Source organism: Ferrimonas futtsuensis DSM 18154 (assembly GCF_000422645.1).
GTDB classification, from domain to species: domain Bacteria; phylum Pseudomonadota; class Gammaproteobacteria; order Enterobacterales; family Shewanellaceae; genus Ferrimonas; species Ferrimonas futtsuensis.
Genome location: NZ_AUGL01000008.1, coordinates 82,086 through 102,067, shown reverse-complemented (window position 1 = coordinate 102,067; position 19,982 = coordinate 82,086). Strand labels below are relative to the sequence as shown.

Sequence of the window (19,982 nt, the reverse complement as noted above, 5' to 3'; positions counted from 1 at the left end):
GAGAGTGACCCGGATTCGGGGTTATTGAGCTCCTCTCCCCCCGATCGGCGATGCTCAGCTGTCCCTGGAGTAAAGCCCCAGATCCCAGCTGGGGGGCGAACCAAAATAGCCGTCCATGAAGTCGATAAAGCTGCGCACCTTGCTGGCCAGCAGCTGACGGTGGGCGTACACCGCATAGAGCCCCATGGGGGCAGGGGTGTGCTCCGGCATCAGGGTCACCAGCCTGCCGTCGGCGATGGCCGGGCCGGCGATGAAGGTGGGCTGCAGGGCGATGCCCGCCCCCTGCACCGCCGCCTCCACCAGCACGTCACCGTTGTTGCAGCTGATGCCATGCTGCTGCACCAGGGCGCCAGCACCCTTGCCAAATAGCTGACTGTTGTCGCTGTAGCTGTAGTTGAGATACTGATGGTCAGCCAGCTGTTCAGGGCTCTGCGGCGTGCCGTGAGCCTGCAGATAACCGGGAGAGGCCACCCAGGCCAGGTTGATGGAGACAATCTTCCGGGCGATCAGCGACGAGTCCTGCAACTGACCGATGCGCAGGGCGATGTCGAACCCCTCCTCGACGATGTCCACCCGGCGATCGTTGAGGTGCAGGTCGATCTGCACCTGGGGATAGGCCCTGCGAAAATCGCACAGCAACCCGGCCATGTGGCGGCTGGCAAAGGAGACCGGGGCGCTGATGCGCAGCTGCCCCCTAGGGCTGTGCTGCAGATCGCCGAGCTGGCTCTCCATCTCGTCAATCTCCGCCAGCACCTGTTGCGCCCGCTGGTAGTAGACCCGCCCCGCCTCCGTCAGGCTGACCTTGCGGGTGGTGCGGTTGAGCAACCGACTGCCCAGCCGCTGCTCCAGCTGCGACACGTATTTGCTTACCAACTGAGGCGAGTGCCCCAGCCGCTCCGCCGCCCGGGTAAAAGCGCCTTCGCTGACCACCGCCACGAAGGTGCGCATCGCTTCCAGTCTGTCCATGTCGCCACCCTTGCTTGATTCAATCTCGACCAATTATCCACGCAGCATTGATAATAACACAACAGGCAAGGCATATATCACTTATGCGGCGAGAGTTAAAGTGTTCCCAACAGTCGAGGCAAACCGTCAGCCTCGTCACCCAGACCCAAACCTGAGGAACAGATTATGAACAGCCCCTTTGTGAAATCCCTTTTCGACTCCACCGCCGGCAACGCCGCCCTGATTCTGCGTGTGCCCACCGGCCTGATCCTGGCTGCCCACGGTGCCCAGAAGCTGTTTGGCTGGTTTGGCGGCTACGGCCTGGAAGGCACAGGTCAGTGGATGACCAGCATCGGCCTGGCACCCGGCTACCTGATGGCCCTGATGGCGGGCAGTGCCGAGTTCTTCGGTGGCCTGGCCCTGGTGTTGGGACTGCTGACCCGTCCCGCCGCCGCCGTGTCCGCCTTCACCATGCTGGTGGCCATGTTCAGCGTGCACATCGGCAACGGCCTGTTTATGAGCAACAACGGCTACGAATATGCCCTGACACTGGCGGTCATCAGCCTGGCCCTGACCCTTCAGGGAGGCGGCCGACTCGCCCTGGACAACCTGATTGCCCAGAAGCTCAATCGCTGAGACCGATGACGGTGGCGGGCCCGGCCCGCCTCAACTCTTTAAGGAGCGCAGCATGTTAATCAATGGACGTTGGACAGAGGACTGGCAGCCGGTACAGAGCCAGGACGATGAAGGGCGCTTTATCCGCCAGACCTCCTCTTTCCGCCACTGGATAACCCCGGATGGCGCCCCTGGGCCCACAGGAAAGGGAGGCTTCAAGGCCGAAGCCGGCCGCTATCACCTGTATGTGGCCTACATCTGCCCCTGGGCATCCCGGGTGCTGATGACCCTGAAGCTGAAAGGACTGGATAAGCTGATCAGCGTCAGCGTGGTCGACCCCAGGCTGAGCAACCAGGGCTGGCAGTTTGGTGGCTACCCCGGTGCCACCGAGGACAGCCTCCACGGCGCCCGTTTTCTGCACCAGCTCTACAGTCGGGCCGACAGCCAATACACCGGCCGGGCCACGGTGCCGGTGCTGTGGGACACGCGCACAGACACCCTGGTGAACAACGAGTCGGCGGACATCGTCCGCATGCTCGGCAGCGCCTTCGACCACCTGACCGGCAATAGCCTGAATCTCTATCCCCAGCCCCTGGCCGGCGAGATAGACGCCCTGAGCACCCAGCTCTACACCGAGCTCAACAACGGCGTCTACCAGGCGGGATTTGCCTCGAGCCAATTGGCCTATGAGGAGGCGTACCACAGGGTATTTGCCATGCTCGACCAGTTGGAGACTCGGCTGGAGGATGGCCGTCCCTACCTGTTTGGCGACACACTCACCGAGTCGGACCTGCGTCTGTTTGTCACCCTGGTGCGCTTCGATGCCGCCTATTACGGCCTGTTCAAATGCAACCGCAACACCCTGAGCGCCATGCCCAGGCTGCGGCATTATCTGCGGCGGATTCTGGCCCTGGAGGGGGTGGCCGACACCGTCAATCTGGACCACATCAAGGCGGGTTACTACTCGGTCAAAGCCCTGAATCCCGGCGGCATCGTGCCATTGGGCCCACACTCACTGTAAGGATGGAACCGGCCATGACCCGACAGTACCGCAGTTTCTATCTCTCCCACGGCGGCGGTCCCATGCCGCTGCTGGGCGACCCCGGCCACCGGCAGATGGTGGACAGACTGAAGGCGATCGCCCAGACCATGGCGCCCCCTTCGGCCATAGTCGTGGTCAGTGCCCATTGGGAGGCGGACAGGCCCAGCATCACCTCGGCGGCCTCACCAAGTCTCATCTACGACTACTATGGCTTCGACGAGCGGGCCTACCAGATTCAGTATCCGGCTCCGGGGGCCCCTGAGCTGGCAAGGGAGCTCCACCAAAAACTCCGACAGGCGGGGCTGTCGCCCGAACTGGATGAGACGCGGGGCTTTGACCATGGCATGTTTGTCCCCCTGAGCATCCTGTTTCCGGAGGCGACCATCCCGGTGGTGCAACTGTCGCTCAACCACAGTCTGGACCCGGCGCAGCACATCGAGATGGGGCGTGCCCTCAGTGGCCTGGGGGATGGCAAGGTGCTGGTGGTGGGCTCCGGCTTCTCCTTCCACAACATGCGCGCCTTCTTTGCTAAAGATCAGGGGGGCGCCGACCAGGCCAATGCCGCCTTCGAGCACTGGCTGATTGAAACCTGCACCAGCTCGAGACTGAGTGAATCCCAGCGGCGTCAGCGGCTGATCCTCTGGGAGCAAGCCCCCGGCGCCCGCTTCTGTCACCCCAGGGAGGAGCACCTGTTGCCCCTGATGGTCTGTTACGGCGTCACTGAATCCGCCGCCCTCGAGCACCATGAACTGGCGGTCCTCGGCAAGCGCGCCAGTTTCTACCTGTGGTAAAACTGGGCGCCAAAGGCAATCCGGCGATCAGAGAGGCTCGGGGACCGAGAAGCCCATCCCCTCGCAAATTCGCTCCAGATTGGCTCTGGAGGTAAGCACCTCCGCCAACCGCAGAGCCACGGGCACCGCGGTGGCCGGATTTTGCGAGGTGATCAGCCGGCGGTCTTCCACCACAGGCTGATCGCACAACTGCGCCCCCATCTGCCTGAGCTGGGCCCGGCGTTTTTCGCTGAACTGGTAGGTGGTGGCCCGGCGCCCCTGGAGCACACCCGCCCTGGCCATGGGCAGGGCACCGACGCACACCGACGCCACCCAGCGATCACTGTGGTGGAACCGACGAATCAGCTGCAGCAGCCGCTCATCATAGCCATCCTCGTAAAAGCCGGCGCGACTCATCCCACCGGGAATCACCAGGGCATCGAAACTGTCCGGGTCCACCTCATCAAGCAGGCTCTGGGGCTCTATGGTGAAGTTCCAGGCGCAGCGCACCTTAGGTCTCAGTCCCACGGTCACCAGCTCCACCGGTTCCAGCCCGTAAGTGGTGGTCCAACCGAAAACATCGGTGAAGGCCGCCGCCTCCAGTTCTTCCAACCCCTGACAGAGGAACAGCATCACTCTTTTCATCATTTTTCTCGGATTCAGTTCATTGAGCCAGTTTACTCAGGGCCGAAAAGAAAAACGGGAGTGAATGCACAAAAGATTGGCGGTAAGAGAAAAGATGTCTACCTGCCACACCACAAATGACCTATATCGACCCGGGATATAATGACATGGATGTAATAACCGAATGGAGATATATTTCCCGCAAATCAAAAATTGCTTTTCCCACTTTATTGCAATCTCTTTTCATCCACAATAAGGCTCGACAAAAACCAATAATTAACAAAGAGATACATCAAAGAACGCCTTTTGCCGGGATACAGAAAATGCATTTCCCGCCCGGGTAAATTCGGCCTGAAATTCACAATTATAAAAATTCAAAATCTTGGCGTGATGGGGCTCACACCATAATTAAATTTTCCAGACATATACTGATTCCAACGAGTGAATTAAACCAATTCATTCTACGTCCCTTAGAGAGTTTTCTAAGAAACCAAACTATTGTGCCTCTATATTAAATCGGCGCAACTGATCTCACATGCGAGTATTTCTCCTTAAGAAATACCATCAGGAGCGAACCATGTTAGATAGAAGATCGATACTGAAACTGATGGCGGGGGGAGCCCTGAGCGTCGGTTCTCTCTCCTTTATCTCCGCCGCCGACGCGGTGGCCGCCATTCGTACCAAGGGTGGCAAACACCTGGCCATGGTCATTGACCTGCGCCGCTGCAACGGCTGCAAGGCCTGCGTGGTTTCCTGCGGTAACGAGAACGGCAGCCTGCCCAAGGAGAACCGCACCGCGGTCTACCAGGCCAGCTCAGAGGTTCAGGGCAAACCCTACGCCTTCAACCTGCCGCTGCTGTGCAACAACTGCGACAAGCCCAGCTGCGTAGAAATCTGCCCCACCGGTGCCACCTTCAAGCGTGAACAGGACGGCATCGTGGTGGTGGACTCCACCGAATGCATCGGCTGTGAGATGTGCATCGAAGCCTGTCCCTACGAGGGAGTGCGGTTCGTCAACTCCAACACAGGTACGGTGGACAAGTGCAACTTCTGCGTTCAGCGCACCGCCCGTGGCCTGCTGCCCGCCTGTGTCACCACCTGTACCGGTGGCGCCCGCATCTTTGGCGACATCAACGACAAGGGCAGCGAGATCGCCAAGGTGCTGGAGCAGGAGAACCCTCTGGTCCTCCAGGCGGCCAACAACACCCACCCCAATGTGTTCTACATCGGCCTGACCGAAGCGGAGAGCAACGCCCAGTTCAGCCTGAAATTCCCCCAAGCGTGGCAGAGGTAACCCATTATGGATCGTAGACAATTCCTCAAGGCCGGCTCAGTCGCGGCCCTCTCCGCCTCCGGCGCCGCCAAGGCAGCACAGGCTGAGACCCCCACCAGCGACAAGGCGCTGGAAAAATTCGCCCCCACCTCCCTGAAACCCGAGTTCCAGGTGGACGGCAACTCCATCAAACCTGCCGAAGGGCAGCGCTTTGCCTTCTCCAAGTGTTACGGCTGCTTCAACGTCTGTGGCGCCCGGGTCAGCATCGATGAGGCCACCGACCAGGTGGTGCGCGCCTGGGGCAACCCCTATATGCTCACCAGCAACACCGAGCCCTTCAGCATGTCCGTGCCGCCCAAGGAGGCGATGTTCCGCCTGGCCGCCGCCAGCCAGTACAATCAGGACAACGCCGCCACCCTGTGTGGTCGCGGCAACGCGGTGCTGGACGCCTTCAGCAACAAGCACAGGATCACTCAGTGCCTGAAGCGGGCGGGTAAGCGTGGTGAGAACAAGTGGAAGACCATCTCCTATGAGCAGATGATCAAGGAGGTCACCGAAGGGGGCAACCTGTTTGGTGAAGGCCATGTGGACGGTCTCAAGGCGATCCACGCCAACCCCAAGCTGGCCAACCCCCTCTACCCGGACTTCGGCCCGGTGAAGAACCAGCTGCTGGTCTCCACCTCCACCGAACAGGCGAACCGCTGGGACTTCATGCATCGCTTCTCCCACAGCGCCTGGGGCACCCCCAACGTCGGCAACAAGGACTCCTACTGCGGTCACCAGCAGGTGGCAGGCTGGGCCCTGGGCTGCTTCGACGCCGTGGATGAGATCGCCCTGCCCATCACAGATTTCGAGCACTGCAAGTTCGCCATCTTCATCGGCACCAACCCCGGCCTGTCCGGCAACAGCCTCAACTCCGGCTCCCGCCGCCTGGCCAAGGCCCGCGCAGAACGGGGGGACTTCAAATACGTGGTGATCGATCCGCTGCTGCGCTCCCTCAGTTCCGAGACCGACGCGGACAACAGCGAGTGGGTGCCGATCCGCTCCGGCGGCGACACCGCCCTGCTGTTCGGCATGCTGCAGTACATCATCAACCACAAGCGCTACCGCAAACACTACCTGGCGGCCCCAAGCCAGGCGGCGGCGGACAAGCAGGGTGAGGTCAACTACACCAACGCCACCTACCTGGTGGTGAAGCAGCCGGGTCACCCGCTGCACAACCGCTTCCTCACCGCCGAGGCGATGGGCCTGGGCAGCGACGAAGTGAAGATGGTGCGCCGCGAGGGCGATGGCCAACTGGTGACCAGCGACAGCGACCAGCAGGCCAGTCTCTACTACCAGGGCGAGGTCAAGCTGGCCGACGGCAGTAAGGTCAATGTGGAAACCGCCTTCGCCCTGCTCAAGAAGCGGGTCAACGAGCACAGCCTGGAGGCGTACGCCAAGCACAGTGGCGTGCCGGTGGCCAAAATTCAGGAGCTGGCCAAGGAGTTCACCTCCCACGGCCGCCAGGTGGCCATTGAAACCAACACCGGCTGTAACGCCACCGACGGCGGACAGTGCACCTTCGCCCAGGCGATGCTGGCTACCATGGTGGGGGCTCACAACGCCAAGGGCGGCCTGAACCACATGACCGGCGTAGGCTTCGGCATGATGTATGAGATCTTCGACGGCCCGCTGTACAAGCTCAATGACTTCCACCATGTGGAGCCGGTCGGGTTCAACGCCGAACGCTCCGGCGACTACGAACAGAGTGAAGAGTACAAGGCTAAACTGGCCCGGGGCGAGAACCCCTATCCGGCCAATCAGCCCTGGAACAACACCTTCGTACAGGACAACAGCGGTGAGATGCTGGTGGCCCACGCCAACGCCAACCCCTTCCAGTTCAAGGCGTGGTTCATCTGGTCCACCAACCCCATCTACAACTGCTCAGGCCTGGAAGACCAGGTGGTGGACTCCATCACCGACCCCAGACAGCTGGGGCTGATCGTCGGCATCGACCCCTACATCAACGAAACCAACGTCTACTCCGACTACCTGGTGCCGGACCTGCTGCAGTATGAGCAGTGGATGTATTCGCGCATGTGGGGCAGTGAGTACGTCGGTGACGTGGCCACGGTGCCGGTGATTGAACCCAAGACCGTCAAGGACGCCAAGGGCAACCCGGTGTGCATGGAACAGTTCATCATCGACGTCAGCAAGACCCTGGGCCTGCCCGGGTTCGGCGACGACGCCTTCTCCGACGCCAAGGGCCGTCGCTACGGTCTGCATGTGCCCCAGGATATGTACATACCGCTGTTTGCCAACGCCGCTCACTCCGGTGAGGTACTGCCCTCCCCCACCCAGGAGGACATCCAGTTCACCAGTGTCGACCGCATCCAGGGCGAGTTTGCCAAGCGCCTCAAGTCCGAGGAGCTGGGCCCGACTCTGTATTTGCTGACCCGAGGCGGCCGTTACGAGCAGCTGGAGCAGCGCTACGACGGTGAGTTCCTCAATCCGGCCATCCGCATGGATGTTCAGTTCCAGGTCTACAACGAGACCCTGGCCCAGGTGAAGGACTCCTACACCGGCGAGTACCTGGATGGCCAGCCCACCTTCGATGTGGACCGTTTCTGGGATGGCTCTGCGGTGCGGGATCACTGGAGTGAGGCGCAGTACCCCTTCAGCTTCTCCACCTTCAAGCCACAGCTGCGCAACGCCTACTCGGCCCAGCTGCCACGGCTGACCGCCCTGGGTGAAGCCAACTTCATCCAGATGAACGCCGAAGATGCGGGCAAGTATGGCCTGAAGTCCGGTGACCGGGCGCAGGTCCTGTCTCCCAAGGGCACCACCCTGGAGGGTGTGGTCCAGGCGGACAACACCGTGGCCAAAGGCACCATCTCGGTGGGCATCGGCTTCGGCCACAGCCAGTTCGGCGCCCAGGCCATCAGCATCGATGGCACTGAGATTGCCGGTGAGCCCGAGCGTGGCGGCGGCATCAACCCCAACCCCTTCAACGTGGTGGATCCCACCCGCAAGGGCGCCAGCCTCTACCGGGATCGCACCTTCGGCTCCACCTGCCGTCATGGTGTCCCGGTGGGCATCCGCAAAGTGTAACAGCAAGGTCTAAGAGAACGGGCTTGAACAGGGATGTTCAATTCTCTTAACGCAAAATCCGGAGCCAGGCTCCGGATTTTTTTGTCTCGGCCAACCAGGCCTGGAGTCCTCCCCTTTGGCAGACGCCGATGCGGGAATGAACTGACGCCGACTGAATCGACCTTGATCTACTGCGGTAAAAGCCGATGAGCTCTGCCGTAGACTATGGAAAACATCATCAAGGCAATTGAACATGAAAGGAATCTCAACGCACATCCTGATCATGGTGGCGTTTTTCTTCGCCTTCCCCTCCTGGGGGAAAATCTACTGCACAGACAAAAACTGGAATACCGGCACCGAACTCTACAAAAAGTACGAACAGCGCTACAACGACCTTTCGACCGATTTCAACCACAGCCTGGAGCAGCACCGGGAGTTTCAGTTTCTTTCGTTCAACTTCTCCGAACCCCAGTTGGCCCAGGCATGGCAAGACAACCCCGACAAGATGACTCCGGTGTTTGAGCTGTATCGCCAACAGCTGTTTTCTCACGCCGACACCTTTGCAAAGCTGAGGCAGCGAAGCCTGGCGGTCTCCAAGGGGTTGAAAAAATCGAGGGACCTCTGGGAGAAGCTGGCGGATTACTGCTATGACGAGGATAACTACACAGACTACAAAGCCGGCAGAGACAACATGCGCAAGGTGATAAACACCCTGAAGATGGCCAATGAGCTTGTGGCCAGGTGCGACAGGATAAAGCTCAAATACCTAAAAGAGGTCGGCTTCCTGGCGGATATGGAACACGGCCTCACACTGTAACTTGCCGCAACTCTGCTGCGTCTCACTGGCCCAGTATGCGATTTAGGGCCTCACGTTTTCCCATGGCCTGCGCCAGGCGCCCCAGCATCTTCAGTCCCAGCCACACCATGGCGCCAATGAGCACCCCCTGCACCATAAACAGGACAGGACCTAACAAGATGATCATCAGGGCGATGGGCAGGCTGAAGCCCACGGTCACCAAGGGAAAAATGGGGATAAGCATCAGGGAGAAAAGGTAACAGAAGGCCAGCCAGCCCAGGGTTATCTGTTTGATGGTGGTTTAGTTTGGCTTCATCCTCTTGCCCTCCCGGCTGACTCAGATCCCAGATTAACACCCCGGACAGGGTCAAAAATGGGCGCCGGTCGGCGCCCCCTGAAACAGCTGATTTCGCCCCTAGCCGCCGATGTAGGGCGCCAGTTTGGGATCCGATTTGAGCTCATCCAACAGCTGATTCTCCTCTTCGCTGCGGCTGGCCTTGCCCTGAAGCTCATTGTGACGTTTGAGCCGCTTGAAGGTGGTGTAGGCTTCCAGGGTTTCCCTCAGGTGCACCAGGGCCTCGGTGCCCTTGCTGCCCTTGCCCTTCTCAATCTCGGTCAGCAGGGTGGCCATGCTCTGATTGATCTCAAACTCAGGCGCACTGGGTCCATCCCTGTCGATGCGGATAACGCAATAACTCTTCTCCTGATAGGGTTTATGGACCCCGCCATCCTGATAATAGATTTTGCGATCGGATCCCAGCATCAGCGAGGAGGCATCCACGTCCGAGGCAAAACACACCAGCAGCCCGGGCTGCAGGTGATCGAACGGCTGGTTCGCCGGTTTGTTCACCGACAGCCTGATCTTGCCCTTGATCAGTTCATCGTGCTCATCCAGCTTGTCCACCAGGGCCGCCATCGCCTTGCCGACTCCGGCGGTCAGGCTGGCATAGGGCGCAAACACCGGGAACGCCAGGGCAAAGGCGCTGGTTGAGCTGTCGAGGGCCTGGTTGAGTTGTTGCTGGGCGTCATCCCGCAGGCCATCCTCGTCATAGACATTCAGTTGCAGGGCGATTTCACCATCGGCCTCACGAAAGTCGTTGGTGGCGAAAATCTCCGGATGAAATGCCACCGTCTCCCAGGTTTTCTCCGGAACATCCGGCTTGTAGAGGTGAAGCTTGGTGATGGGGGGCTTTTTACCGATGCGGAAACGACTGGCGATCACCAGATCGTTGCTGCCCTTGGGCCAGCCATCTTTGTCGTCGCGGACCCAGGCGCCCTCAACGGTCAGGCGCAGTTTATTGGCATCACGGAAAAAGCGCTGTTCTCCGTGGTCCATGGGCGTTGAAGGGGGAAGAAGCGGACCATAGCCGTCGATCAGATTGGGCTTAACGTACCACCATTTGGCGTGCATAACAGACCTCCTGTCCGTATTGAGAGAACCTCAGTGGAACTCGCCAACTCCTTCGGCGAGCCAACTAGTTCTAGCCCAAAAACACAGGTCAATCAACGCAATCAACAGATCGGTATCGTATCAGCCCCAGGGCTCCAGTCGCCCCAGGCTGTCGGTCAGGGGATAACCCAGTTTCGGGGAGAGCTGCTGGGCCTTGTCTCTCAGCTGAGCCAGGGACTGGGTTTGGGGCGCGCGTGCGGCCAGGATCACCAGATTACCATCGGCGGTGGGGCAGCTGTGACAGACCGGAAAGTGGCGAGCCAGGGCACGATTAAGGCCTTCATGGTGACGATGCTCCTCCCAACAATTGAGCACCAGCATGCCATCCTCTTTCAGCAGGGCGGCGGCATCATCGATAAAGCGCTCATTGAGCTGAACATCGTCGACGGCGTCGGCGCCGTAGAGGTCGGTGAACAGCAGGTCCACCCGCTTGTGGTTGCCCTCGGCCAGGAAAGCAGCGCCCTCCTGATGAACCAGTTCGATGCGCTTGCTGCGGGGCAGGCGAAAATGGGTCAGGGCCATCTCGGTGACCAGGGGCCGCAGTTCCACCCCGGTGATCTTGATCCCCTTGACCGCATTGGCCAGGGCGGAGATAAGACAGCCACCGCCGACGCCGAGCACCAGGGCACGCTTGGGCTGGCAGAACAACAGAGAAAGCAGCATGGCCCGGGTGTAGTCGTGTTGCAGCACCCAGGGTTGCTTGGTGAGGATACGGCTCTGCTCATCGGCCGGGCCGAAACTGAGGATGCGATGCGGCCCCTGCTCAATAACCCGAACCTGGCCCCACTCATCTTTGCCATCAAACAGAACTGTTTCGCCGCTCATACCGCCCCCTAGATTGAAGGCAGGCATTATGGGGGAGGCGGGTCGACGACTCAAGGAGCAGATTACAGCTCGCCGGTAACCGCCAGCTTGGCCTGGATAAATTCACTGTGGCGCAGGTAGAGCAGATCGCTCACCTTGCGGATCATCGCCTCTTCATGGGGGTCGAGCTCATTATCCTCGTAAGCCACCCGCCACAGCCCCTCGATCAACTTAATCTTCTGCTTGAGGTGCAGGTTCTTCTTCACCACGTTGGTGAAGTTGTGGATGGAATTGGCCTGCTCGGTCTGGATCAGTGCCTCCTCGATGAGATCGCGGGCTTCTCGATCGGACAGCTGATGCAGCCCCTTGACCAGATGCCAGACCGCCTCCTTCTCCTCATGACTGATCTGAGAGTCGGCCCTGGCCACCTCCAGCAGCAAAGCGGTACTGGCCAACTCCACGTTCAACTCTTCGGCGACGGAGCCCTGGTCAGAAAACAGAGATTTAAGGCGATTTATCATGGGCAGAAACTCCTGTGTTAATGCAGTTTTGGACCCCGGACCTCTGAAACTGGTTCCTCAGGCCGGTCTGAATGCTCACTCTCCGTTCGGCCAGTGCACCGCCAGCCACAGGGTTGGCTGCTGCGGATCGGTCCAACTGACCCGGTGTTTGCAGCCCGATGGCAGCCAGGCATGATCTCCGGCCTCCAGGTGTTGTTCCCGCCCATCTTCAAACATCAACCGGGCGCCCCCCTTAAGCAGCACCACCCACTCATTTTCGGCTTGATCGTACCACTCTCCCTCTGGCGTCACCTGTCCCAAGGAGGTAATTCTTTCAATTTTCACCCCTTTATTCTCGATGATGGTCTGAAACACCTCGGCTGTTAAGATTTCGGGAATGTCAGTTAGCAGGTTCTTCACAATTCACCATCCGTTTACCACGTGATCACATTTCAGACCCATAACGCTATCCCCCTTACAGATAAGGGGTTTTGGCCAAGAGATCGGACCAACGCATAAGTTTGAAGCATTAAATCATAAGAATGAGTTGTTTAAGTTAATTCATATGGAAATAGTGTCGATTAAGATCAATCAAATATCGAATCCGGGTGGACATGACGCAAGGAAAATTGCCAAAATTCCCCGTTCTGGCGGCCTGTCCGCCCAATATAAAAATAATGCGTTAGGCAAATCATGAGTAATCAGCAATCTCTACTTAAGAAAATCGCAAGCGGCAGCCTGGTCCTGCAGATCCTGGTGGGCATCATCGCCGGTGTCGGCCTGGCCATGGTCGCGCCAGACAGCGCCAAGTCCGTGAGCTTCCTCGGCGGCCTGTTTGTGTCCGCCCTGAAGGCCGTGGCCCCGATCCTGGTGTTCATCCTGGTGGCCTCCTCCATCGCTAATCAAAAGCGCGGAGAGCACACCAACATGAAGCCGATCATCATGCTTTACCTGTTCGGCACTTTCGCCGCCTCTCTGACGGCAGTGGTGCTGAGCTTCATGTTCCCCACCACCCTGGCCCTGGTGACCAATAACGCCACCGTAGCCCCACCGGAAGGGATCACTGAAGTTTTGAACACCCTGCTGTTCAAGGTAGTAGACAACCCGGTGAACGCGCTGATGACAGGTAACTTCATCGGCATCCTCGCCTGGGGTATCGCTCTGGGTCTGGCTCTGCACAAAGCCACCGACGCCACCAAGCAGGTGTTCCACGACGTTTCCGAAGGGATCACCAGCATTGTGAAGGTGGTGATTCGCTTTGCCCCCATCGGCATCTTCGGCCTGGTGGCCAACACCATCGCCACCACCGGCTTCGATGCCCTGGCTGGCTACTCCCACCTGCTGGCGGTACTGCTGGGGGCCATGGCGTTCATCGCTCTGGTGGTCAACCCATCCATTGTCTACGTCAAGACCCGCCAGAATCCCTTCCCGCTGGTGTTCCAGTGTCTGCGTGAAAGCGGTGTGACCGCCTTCTTTACCCGCAGTTCTGCCGCCAACGTACCGGTGAACATGGACCTGTGTAAGCGCCTGGACCTGCATGAGGACACCTACTCCGTGTCCATCCCCCTGGGGGCCACCATCAACATGGCTGGCGCCGCCATCACCATCACCGTGCTGACCCTGGCTGCCGTGCACACCATGGGCGTACAGGTCGATCTGCCCACCGCCCTGCTGCTCTCCATCGTCGCCGCGGTGTCCGCCTGTGGTGCCTCCGGCGTGGCCGGTGGCTCCCTGCTGCTGATCCCTCTGGCCTGCAGCCTGTTCGGCATCTCCAATGATGTGGCGATGCAGGTGGTGGCCGTTGGTTTCATCATCGGCGTGATTCAGGACTCTGCAGAGACCGCCCTGAACAGCTCCACCGACGTGATCTTCACCGCCGCCGCCTGCCGCGAAGCAGAGCGTAAAGCCGGTTAACCCTAGTCAGGTTAGGATGATGCAGGGGACTCCATGGAGTCCCCTTTTTACTGTGCCGACTCCGGGCTGACAGAGCCGGTTAGGGAGTGCTAACTTTGGTGTAGGTACCGGCGCCTGCCTCTGCCGTGAAGCCGCCTCCCGAAAAGGGGCGACCCGACACTGTCACCAGATGGAGCACCCATGGCCAGGGACTGTGGCCCCTTCACCCTGAGATGGCTCGATGCCATCGACAAGATTGACGCCCAGAGCTGGGACGCCCTGTTTCCCGGCGACCAGCCCTTTCTGTGCCATGGCTTCCTGGCGGCGCTGGAGGTCAGCGGCTGCGTGGGCAAGAGCAGTGGCTGGAAGCCCCTGCACCTGCTGATCGAAAAGGGTGAGCGCCTGGTTGCCGCCCTACCCGGCTACATCAAACTGCACTCCTTCGGTGAGTATGTGTTCGACTGGAGCTGGGCCCGGGCCTATGAAGCTCATGGGCTGGACTACTACCCCAAGTGGATCAATGCCGTCCCCTTTACCCCGGTGACCGGCCCCAGGCTGGGCACGGCCGATGAGGTGGACCAGGAGTGGCTGCTGATGACCCTGTCCGACAGCCTCAAGGAGCAGGGACAGGAACTGGGGCTCTCCGGCATGCAGTGGCTGTTTCCCCCAAAGGGGTTGTCCGACAAACTGGAGCGTCAGGGCTGGCGTCAGCGCAAAGATATCCAGTTCCGCTGGCATAACCGGGGCTACGAGAGTTTTACCGCGTTTCTTGCCGGACTGACCGCGCGCAAGCGCAAGAGCATCCTCAAGGAACGCAAAGGCTGCAGCGATATGGTGATTCAGCGCTTCGAAGGAGGACAGATCACCGACGACCTGTGGCGGCAGTTTCTAAAATGCTACCAACACACCTACGCCAAACGATCAGGTCACTTCGGCTACCTCAACCTGGCGTTCTTTCAGGAGCTGCACAAACGCCTGCCCGACGCGGCGGTGCTGGTGATGGCCAGGGAGGCGGAGCAGAGCCGGTGGTCCGCCGCCGCGCTCTACCTCAAAGGGAAGGATGCCCTCTATGGCCGCTACTGGGGCAGCCTCAGGGAACACCGGGGGCTGCACTTCGAGCTGTGCTACTACCAGGGTATCGACTACTGCATCGATCACGGCCTGGCCCTGTTTGACGCCGGCGCCCAGGGAGAACACAAGCTGACCCGGGGCTTCGAACCCTGCTGGACCTACTCCAACCATCTGCTCTATCACCCCCTGTTTGATCAGGCGGTGGCCGATGCGGTACTTCAGGAACAGCGGCAACTGGAGCAGTTGATGAAGCTGTATCGCAGCGCCCTGCCCTACAAGGCCTTATGAAACTCCAGCAGCAGATTATTGGCCGGCATGGTATGGATGGTCGCCAGTGACATCCCCTGACTCTCCCCCTGGGCCTCCATCGCCTCCAGGTCGCGGATGCCGCTCATGGGATCCCTCTGCATCAACCACTGATCAAACTGGGCGTTGCTGTCGCTGGTGTAACGGCCGTTGCGATTGAAGGGGCCGTAGACGCAGAAGCGGCCTCCGGGCTGCAGTACCTGCCCCACTCCCCGCCACATCTGCACCACCTGTTCCCAGGCCATGATGTGGCAGGTGTTGGCGGTGAACACCCCATCAAAGCTCTGTGCCGGCCAGCATCCGGTCACATCCAGCTCCAGAGGCGGCCCCAGATTGGGTTTGGGAAAGCGCTCCAGACGCATCTTCAGCGCGGTCAGGTACTCCCCCTGATCCGAGGGCTGCCACTGCAGGTGGGCGAGGTGTTCGCAGAAATAGACCGCGTGCTGACCGGTGCCACTGCCTATCTCCAACACGTGAGTGGCGGGGGCCAGGGCCTGTTTCAGCACCGCCAGAATCGGCGCCTTGTTGTTTTCGCAGGATTGGGAGAAGGGCAGCTCCATGAACACTCCAGTTATCGGTATCGCAGTTTTACTGAATTTGCGATCTTGGTCACACTCAATTAAGGTCTTCAGCATACCACCCTAAGGAAGAAAATGATGAAGTCCTCTCTCGTGATTGCCGGATTGATCCTGGCTGGCCTGGTCGGCGCCGGTGCGGTGATGGTCAACCAGACTCAGGCGAATGCCCCCGAACTGTCCGTCAAGGATCAGCAGCAATGGGATGGCCTGGTTCAGTGCGCCGCCTATTACCAGATAGCCTCCAATGCCATTGCCGGCATGAATGCGCCACAGATGCAGGCAGTCGGACAGCGGCTGCAACTATCGGCCGTTACCGCGGAGCAGCAGGCCGCCGCCCTCGGCGGGCAGGAGCCGGCCAAAGCCGCCATCGCCCAGGCCAAAGAGGCGCAGTTGGCCAGCCTGCCCGACCCCAGCGCCCTCGGCCCGTTGATGGGTAAATACAAAACCCGCTGCCAAAGCCTGATGCAGGGATGAAATAGAGGGTGAGTTCCCCCGGTCTGTTGGGGCGTGACGGCCCCAGGTCGCACGCCCCTGATTAAGACAACAGACAACAAGGAACTCACCATGAACCTTTGGGGACTCTTCGCAGCCCTGCTGCTCAGCTTGCCGTTGCATGCCGCCATCGCCCCGGCCCCGACCCAGGTCACGCCTCTGCTCAACGGCATGACCATCCCCGCCCCCGCGCTGACCGGCCTGGATGGTCGTAGCCAACCTCTGAGTGGCTGGCTGAAAGGAAAGCCGTCACTGCTGGTCTTCTATCGCGGTGGCTGGTGCCCCTACTGCAATGCCCAACTCTCAGGCCTGAAGAAAATCGAAGCACAGCTGGCATCCATGGGAGTACAGATCGTGGCCATCTCTCCGGATCCCGCAGAGCAGTTGCGGGACGGTCCGGGCGACACGGGTTACCTGCTGCTGTCAGACCGGAGCCTGCAGGCCAGCGAGTCCTTCGGCCTGGCCTACACCCTGACGCCAGAGCTTTCCGCCGCCTACCGGGGCAAGATGGGCCGCCGCCTGGTCACCGAACAGGGCTCGGACCTGGTGGTGCTGCCGGTTCCGGCGGTTTACCTGGTGGACGCCGACGGCCTGGTGCACTTCTCCTACCTCAACCCCAATTACAAAGTCAGGGTGGCCCCTGAGCTGATCCTGACCGCCGCCAAACTGATGCTCAAGCCGTGATCATCTAACACCTGCTGGCCCCGGCTTTACGCCAGGGCCGTATCACCCGTGAGAGTTTCCCGCCTGTGGGGCTTCCCCAAGTTGGTCGGATCTGATAGCTTGAATTCCCGAGAGTCTTACGGAGCATGAAGCCGTTGATCCCATCTCTTTTTAAAGTGGTTACCCAGTCCCAGTGGCATCAAGCCCAGGACAGCGGTCTGATCCCCCTATGCGGTGCCGATCAGGCCCAGGGTCACATCCACCTGAACTACTACCAGTCCCTCGAACAGGTCACCAGCCACTACTTCGGTGCCGACGATCACCCCCTGGCACTGCGGCTGGACGGCGACCGCCTCGCCGAGTACATCAAGGAGTTTGACGCCACCGACGACAAACCCTGGCCTCAGCCTTGCGCCAAGGTCTCCCAGTTGACCCTGGAGATGGTCACCGAGCTGCTGCACTTCGACTACCAGTCAGACACCGGTCGTTTTACTCTGCAGGAGTAGCCAGACGCGTACCTACACCCATGAGGGGCAGGCTTGCCCCTCCCGGTTAGGCCGACAAACACCTTGGCGTCTATGCTGACGATCACCGCCTTAGTCAGCCCGCATCGAATGGTGATGGAGGGTCTCCCATGCCCGGTAGGCTCGTTGAGCATCAGCCTTTTCGCCCGCTCCTCCCACCAGCTGTGCCGCTGTGGTGCACCCAGCCCTTGTCGGATACCGCCCCGTGGGGTATAGATCCCCCCATGAACGACAACCACTCCCCAGGTGCCCTGCACCGTCAGCACTTTCGCCGCGGTCCGGACTACCGCTGTGGCGACGATGTCTCCTTCGCCGAGATCCGCGACCAGTTTGGCCTGGCCGGGGTCAGGGTGGGCCGATGGGTGACCCGACGTGAACAACAGTTGGCCGCCAACCTGGTGTTCGACGCCATGGCGGACCTGGCGTACATCCTCAATGTGCCGCCCCAGGTAATAGGACTGAGGGGCAAGTTGCACCTGGCTTTCGGCACCGGAGGCAGTCCCCACAGCCAGGCCCACTACGAACCGGGCGCCCATACCCTGGCCCTGGCCAAAAACGCCGGCGCCGGCGCCCTGGCCCACGAATACTGGCACGCCTTTGACCATCACATCGCCGCCAAGGCCTTTGTCACCCCCGCCAAGGCCAGTGCGTTTGCCAGCAACCTGTGGCTACTGCAGCAGCCGATGCACTCCCATCCGTTGAATCAGAGGTTGTCAGAGCTGTTTAATGCGGTGTTTGCCCCGGATAAAGAGGCCCACGGAGAGTTTGTCGATAACGCCCTGGCCCTGGATGACCAACTGGGACGGCGCTACTTCTCTCTACCCACCGAGCTGATGGCAAGGGCGTTTGAAGCCTGCATTCAGGATCACCAGATAAAGAACCACTATCTGGTCAGCGGCACCAAACAGGGCAAGCTGGCCCAGGCGGGTGCTTACCCGACGGCCGACCATTTACAGCTGATTAACACCATGGTGCACCGTTACTTCCAGCCTCTGGGCCAGGCCCTCTCCAGTCAGTGATCCTGATCACGCACCGGGTTATTTTGATGTGCCGATGATCCCAGTTCAGGCCAGCCTTTGATCCTGCGAGCAATTGTGAAAAATTGTTAATCTATACTGCGAATGGGTCGATTGACCCCCACTATGTTACCCAGTAGTGTGGAGTTTCGAACCTGATTTGGTGATAAAGCAATGAACCATCTGCGTATCGACATCGTCTCGGACGTCACCTGCCCCTGGTGCATCATCGGTTATAAGGCGCTCGAGACGGCGCTGACCGAGCTTGAAGGGGAACTGGATGCCGAGATCCATTGGCAGCCCTTCGAGATCAATCCCCATCTGGGCCCAGAAGGCCAGTCGCGAACGGAAAATCTCAAAAACAAATATGGTTTTACCGACGCACAGGTCGGACAAAACCAGTTGGTGCTGGACAAGCGGGCCAACCGACTGGGTTTTGAGATGCACCTGGACCGCCAGCCCACCACCTACAACACCTTCGACGCCCATCGTCTGCTCCACTGGGCCGAACTCAAGGGCAAACAATCCGCCCTGCAGCAGCACCTGTTCCATCTCTATTTCACCAATGGGGGTAACCCCAGTGACCACGACGCCCTGATTCAGTGCGCCGAGGCCGCGGGCCTGGCCGTCACAGAGGCCAGAGAGGTGCTGGAGAGCGACCAGTATGGCGACGAGGTTCGTAAGGACCAGATGAAGTATGTACGCCTGGGCATCACCTCGGTCCCCGCTTTCATCATCAACGATGAGTACATCATCAGTGGTGGTCAGCCGGTTGAGACCTTCATCAATGATTTGCGGGAGATTGCCGGTCACCTCAGCGCCGCCTGAGTCCCGTAGGCAACACACAAAAACAAGGGGGAATCCAATGGATTCCCCCTTAGTCTATTTGGCCCGACTGACTGGGTTCCGGGCCAAATTCCGAACTCTCAAACGCTAGTGCGCTGCCAGCGTCTCAGAGATGGCGTCATTGCCCTCATAGTTCTCCGGCAGTTTGTGGGCGATGCCTTTATGACAGTCGATGCAGGTCTTGCCCTGCTCGCTGGCGGAAGCGTGCATGCGACCGGCCACCCCTTTCTGCTCGGTAAAGTCCATAAACTCAAAGTTATGGCAGTTACGGCACTCCTGGGAGTCGGTTTTGCGCATCCGCGCCCACTCCCGCTCCGCCATAACCAGACGGTGATCACTGAATTTCTTCGGTGTGTCTACGATGCCGATCGCCTTACCCCACAACTCCTTGGAGGCCTGAATTTTCCGCACCATCTTATGGGTCCAGTCCTTAGGCACGTGGCAGTCCGGACAGGTGGCACGCACGCCACTGCGGTTGTTGTAGTGGATGGTGGTAACGTACTCCTCGTAGACATTCGCCTCCATCTCGTGACAACCGATGCAGAACTCTTCACGGTTGGTCATCTCCATGCCGGTATTGAACGCACCCCAGAACATGATGCCGCCGACAAAACCCACCAGCAGCAGGCTGCCCAGCGCCTTGCCACTGGGGCGGCGGAGCCAGCCCCAAATACGCCCGATAAAGCCAGGTAATTTCATGGC

22 protein-coding genes are annotated in these 19,982 nt (G+C 59.8%); 13 read left to right on the top strand and 9 right to left on the bottom strand.

All coding sequences use genetic code 11. The annotated features are described in order from the left end of the window. Positions 1-54: 54 nt before the first annotated feature. On the bottom strand, positions 55-966 hold the full coding sequence (locus tag G505_RS0106700) for a LysR family transcriptional regulator (RefSeq protein ID WP_028108877.1): 912 nt from the start codon (positions 964-966) through the stop codon (positions 55-57). A gap of 165 nt (positions 967-1,131) precedes the next feature. Between G505_RS0106700 and G505_RS0106695 the strand changes: the two genes are divergently transcribed. Genes G505_RS0106695 through G505_RS0106685 form a run of 3 tightly spaced genes read left to right on the top strand, consistent with a single transcriptional unit; the run spans position 1,132 to position 3,393 of the window. Beyond that, positions 1,132-1,581, top strand: a complete 450-nt coding sequence (locus tag G505_RS0106695) for a DoxX family protein (protein ID WP_028108876.1) — start codon at positions 1,132-1,134, stop codon at positions 1,579-1,581. Between the two features lie 52 nt (positions 1,582-1,633). Beyond that, positions 1,634-2,581 carry a glutathione S-transferase family protein gene (locus G505_RS0106690; RefSeq protein WP_028108875.1) on the top strand — a complete coding sequence of 316 codons (948 nt, stop codon included), beginning with the start codon at positions 1,634-1,636 and terminating at the stop codon, positions 2,579-2,581. 14 nt (positions 2,582-2,595) lie between these two features. Beyond that, complete coding sequence (locus G505_RS0106685; protein ID WP_028108874.1) at positions 2,596-3,393, top strand: DODA-type extradiol aromatic ring-opening family dioxygenase; 798 nt, start codon at positions 2,596-2,598, stop codon at positions 3,391-3,393. A 27-nt stretch (positions 3,394-3,420) separates the two neighbouring features. Here the strand turns inward: G505_RS0106685 and G505_RS0106680 are convergent, their stop codons facing one another. Then, a complete protein-coding gene (locus tag G505_RS0106680) occupies positions 3,421-4,017 on the bottom strand; it encodes a DJ-1/PfpI family protein (protein WP_028108873.1) in 597 nt (198 codons plus the stop codon). A 556-nt stretch (positions 4,018-4,573) separates the two neighbouring features. On the opposite strand from G505_RS0106680, the gene G505_RS0106675 reads away from it, so the two are divergent. The 3 genes from G505_RS0106675 to G505_RS0106665 all read left to right on the top strand — a co-directional run bounded on the left by G505_RS0106675 (position 4,574) and on the right by G505_RS0106665 (position 9,158). After that, the gene (locus G505_RS0106675; protein WP_028108872.1) at positions 4,574-5,290 is read left to right on the top strand and encodes a 4Fe-4S dicluster domain-containing protein; all 717 of its coding nucleotides are present in this window, start codon (positions 4,574-4,576) and stop codon (positions 5,288-5,290) included. Between the two features lie 6 nt (positions 5,291-5,296). After that, positions 5,297-8,362 carry a molybdopterin-dependent oxidoreductase gene (locus tag G505_RS0106670; protein WP_028108871.1) on the top strand — a complete coding sequence of 1,022 codons (3,066 nt, stop codon included), beginning with the start codon at positions 5,297-5,299 and terminating at the stop codon, positions 8,360-8,362. Positions 8,363-8,594: 232 nt separating this feature from the next. Further along, positions 8,595-9,158, top strand: coding sequence for a hypothetical protein (locus tag G505_RS0106665; RefSeq protein WP_028108870.1), 564 nt, complete (start codon positions 8,595-8,597; stop codon positions 9,156-9,158). A 22-nt stretch (positions 9,159-9,180) separates the two neighbouring features. Here the strand turns inward: G505_RS0106665 and G505_RS0106660 are convergent, their stop codons facing one another. The 5 genes from G505_RS0106660 to G505_RS0106640 form a co-directional block, all read right to left on the bottom strand. Then, positions 9,181-9,381 carry a hypothetical protein gene (locus G505_RS0106660; protein WP_028108869.1) on the bottom strand — a complete coding sequence of 67 codons (201 nt, stop codon included), beginning with the start codon at positions 9,379-9,381 and terminating at the stop codon, positions 9,181-9,183. A gap of 171 nt (positions 9,382-9,552) precedes the next feature. Then, the gene (locus tag G505_RS0106655) at positions 9,553-10,548 is read right to left on the bottom strand and encodes a hypothetical protein (RefSeq protein ID WP_028108868.1); all 996 of its coding nucleotides are present in this window, start codon (positions 10,546-10,548) and stop codon (positions 9,553-9,555) included. Positions 10,549-10,668: 120 nt separating this feature from the next. Beyond that, entirely contained in the window at positions 10,669-11,412 is a 744-nt protein-coding gene (locus G505_RS0106650; protein ID WP_028108867.1) for a class I SAM-dependent methyltransferase, read from the bottom strand. 62 nt (positions 11,413-11,474) lie between these two features. After that, a complete protein-coding gene (locus G505_RS0106645; RefSeq protein WP_028108866.1) occupies positions 11,475-11,912 on the bottom strand; it encodes a tellurite resistance TerB family protein in 438 nt (145 codons plus the stop codon). Between the two features lie 75 nt (positions 11,913-11,987). Continuing rightward, positions 11,988-12,311 carry a cupin domain-containing protein gene (locus G505_RS0106640; protein WP_028108865.1) on the bottom strand — a complete coding sequence of 108 codons (324 nt, stop codon included), beginning with the start codon at positions 12,309-12,311 and terminating at the stop codon, positions 11,988-11,990. A gap of 273 nt (positions 12,312-12,584) precedes the next feature. Between G505_RS0106640 and sstT the strand changes: the two genes are divergently transcribed. After that, positions 12,585-13,805: a serine/threonine transporter SstT gene (gene sstT, locus G505_RS0106635; RefSeq protein WP_028108864.1), complete on the top strand. Its 1,221-nt coding sequence runs from the start codon at positions 12,585-12,587 to the stop codon at positions 13,803-13,805. Positions 13,806-13,985: 180 nt separating this feature from the next. Further along, the gene (locus G505_RS0106630; protein WP_028108863.1) at positions 13,986-15,143 is read left to right on the top strand and encodes a GNAT family N-acetyltransferase; all 1,158 of its coding nucleotides are present in this window, start codon (positions 13,986-13,988) and stop codon (positions 15,141-15,143) included. On the opposite strand, the gene G505_RS0106625 is transcribed toward G505_RS0106630, so the two are convergent. Next, positions 15,128-15,721, bottom strand: coding sequence for a DUF938 domain-containing protein (locus G505_RS0106625; RefSeq protein ID WP_035385146.1), 594 nt, complete (start codon positions 15,719-15,721; stop codon positions 15,128-15,130). The two genes, G505_RS0106630 and G505_RS0106625, sit on opposite strands and share 16 nt — an antisense overlap. A 96-nt stretch (positions 15,722-15,817) precedes the next feature. On the opposite strand from G505_RS0106625, the gene G505_RS20765 reads away from it, so the two are divergent. The 5 genes from G505_RS20765 (at position 15,818) to G505_RS0106600 (ending at position 19,262) form a co-directional block, all read left to right on the top strand. Then, on the top strand, positions 15,818-16,213 hold the full coding sequence (locus G505_RS20765) for a hypothetical protein (protein ID WP_051215941.1): 396 nt from the start codon (positions 15,818-15,820) through the stop codon (positions 16,211-16,213). A gap of 90 nt (positions 16,214-16,303) precedes the next feature. Further along, positions 16,304-16,915 carry a peroxiredoxin-like family protein gene (locus tag G505_RS20760; RefSeq protein ID WP_035385145.1) on the top strand — a complete coding sequence of 204 codons (612 nt, stop codon included), beginning with the start codon at positions 16,304-16,306 and terminating at the stop codon, positions 16,913-16,915. 125 nt (positions 16,916-17,040) lie between these two features. Next, entirely contained in the window at positions 17,041-17,400 is a 360-nt protein-coding gene (locus tag G505_RS0106610) for a DUF952 domain-containing protein (RefSeq protein WP_028108861.1), read from the top strand. 242 nt (positions 17,401-17,642) lie between these two features. Then, positions 17,643-18,437, top strand: coding sequence for a CLCA_X family protein (locus G505_RS0106605; RefSeq protein WP_028108860.1), 795 nt, complete (start codon positions 17,643-17,645; stop codon positions 18,435-18,437). A 171-nt stretch (positions 18,438-18,608) separates the two neighbouring features. Then, positions 18,609-19,262 carry a DsbA family oxidoreductase gene (locus G505_RS0106600; protein ID WP_028108859.1) on the top strand — a complete coding sequence of 218 codons (654 nt, stop codon included), beginning with the start codon at positions 18,609-18,611 and terminating at the stop codon, positions 19,260-19,262. A 105-nt stretch (positions 19,263-19,367) separates the two neighbouring features. Here G505_RS0106600 and G505_RS0106595 read toward each other — a convergent pair whose 3' ends face one another. Beyond that, positions 19,368-19,979 (bottom strand): NapC/NirT family cytochrome c, encoded by a 612-nt coding sequence (locus G505_RS0106595; protein WP_028108858.1) that lies wholly within the window; start codon positions 19,977-19,979, stop codon positions 19,368-19,370. Positions 19,980-19,982: the final 3 nt, after the last annotated feature.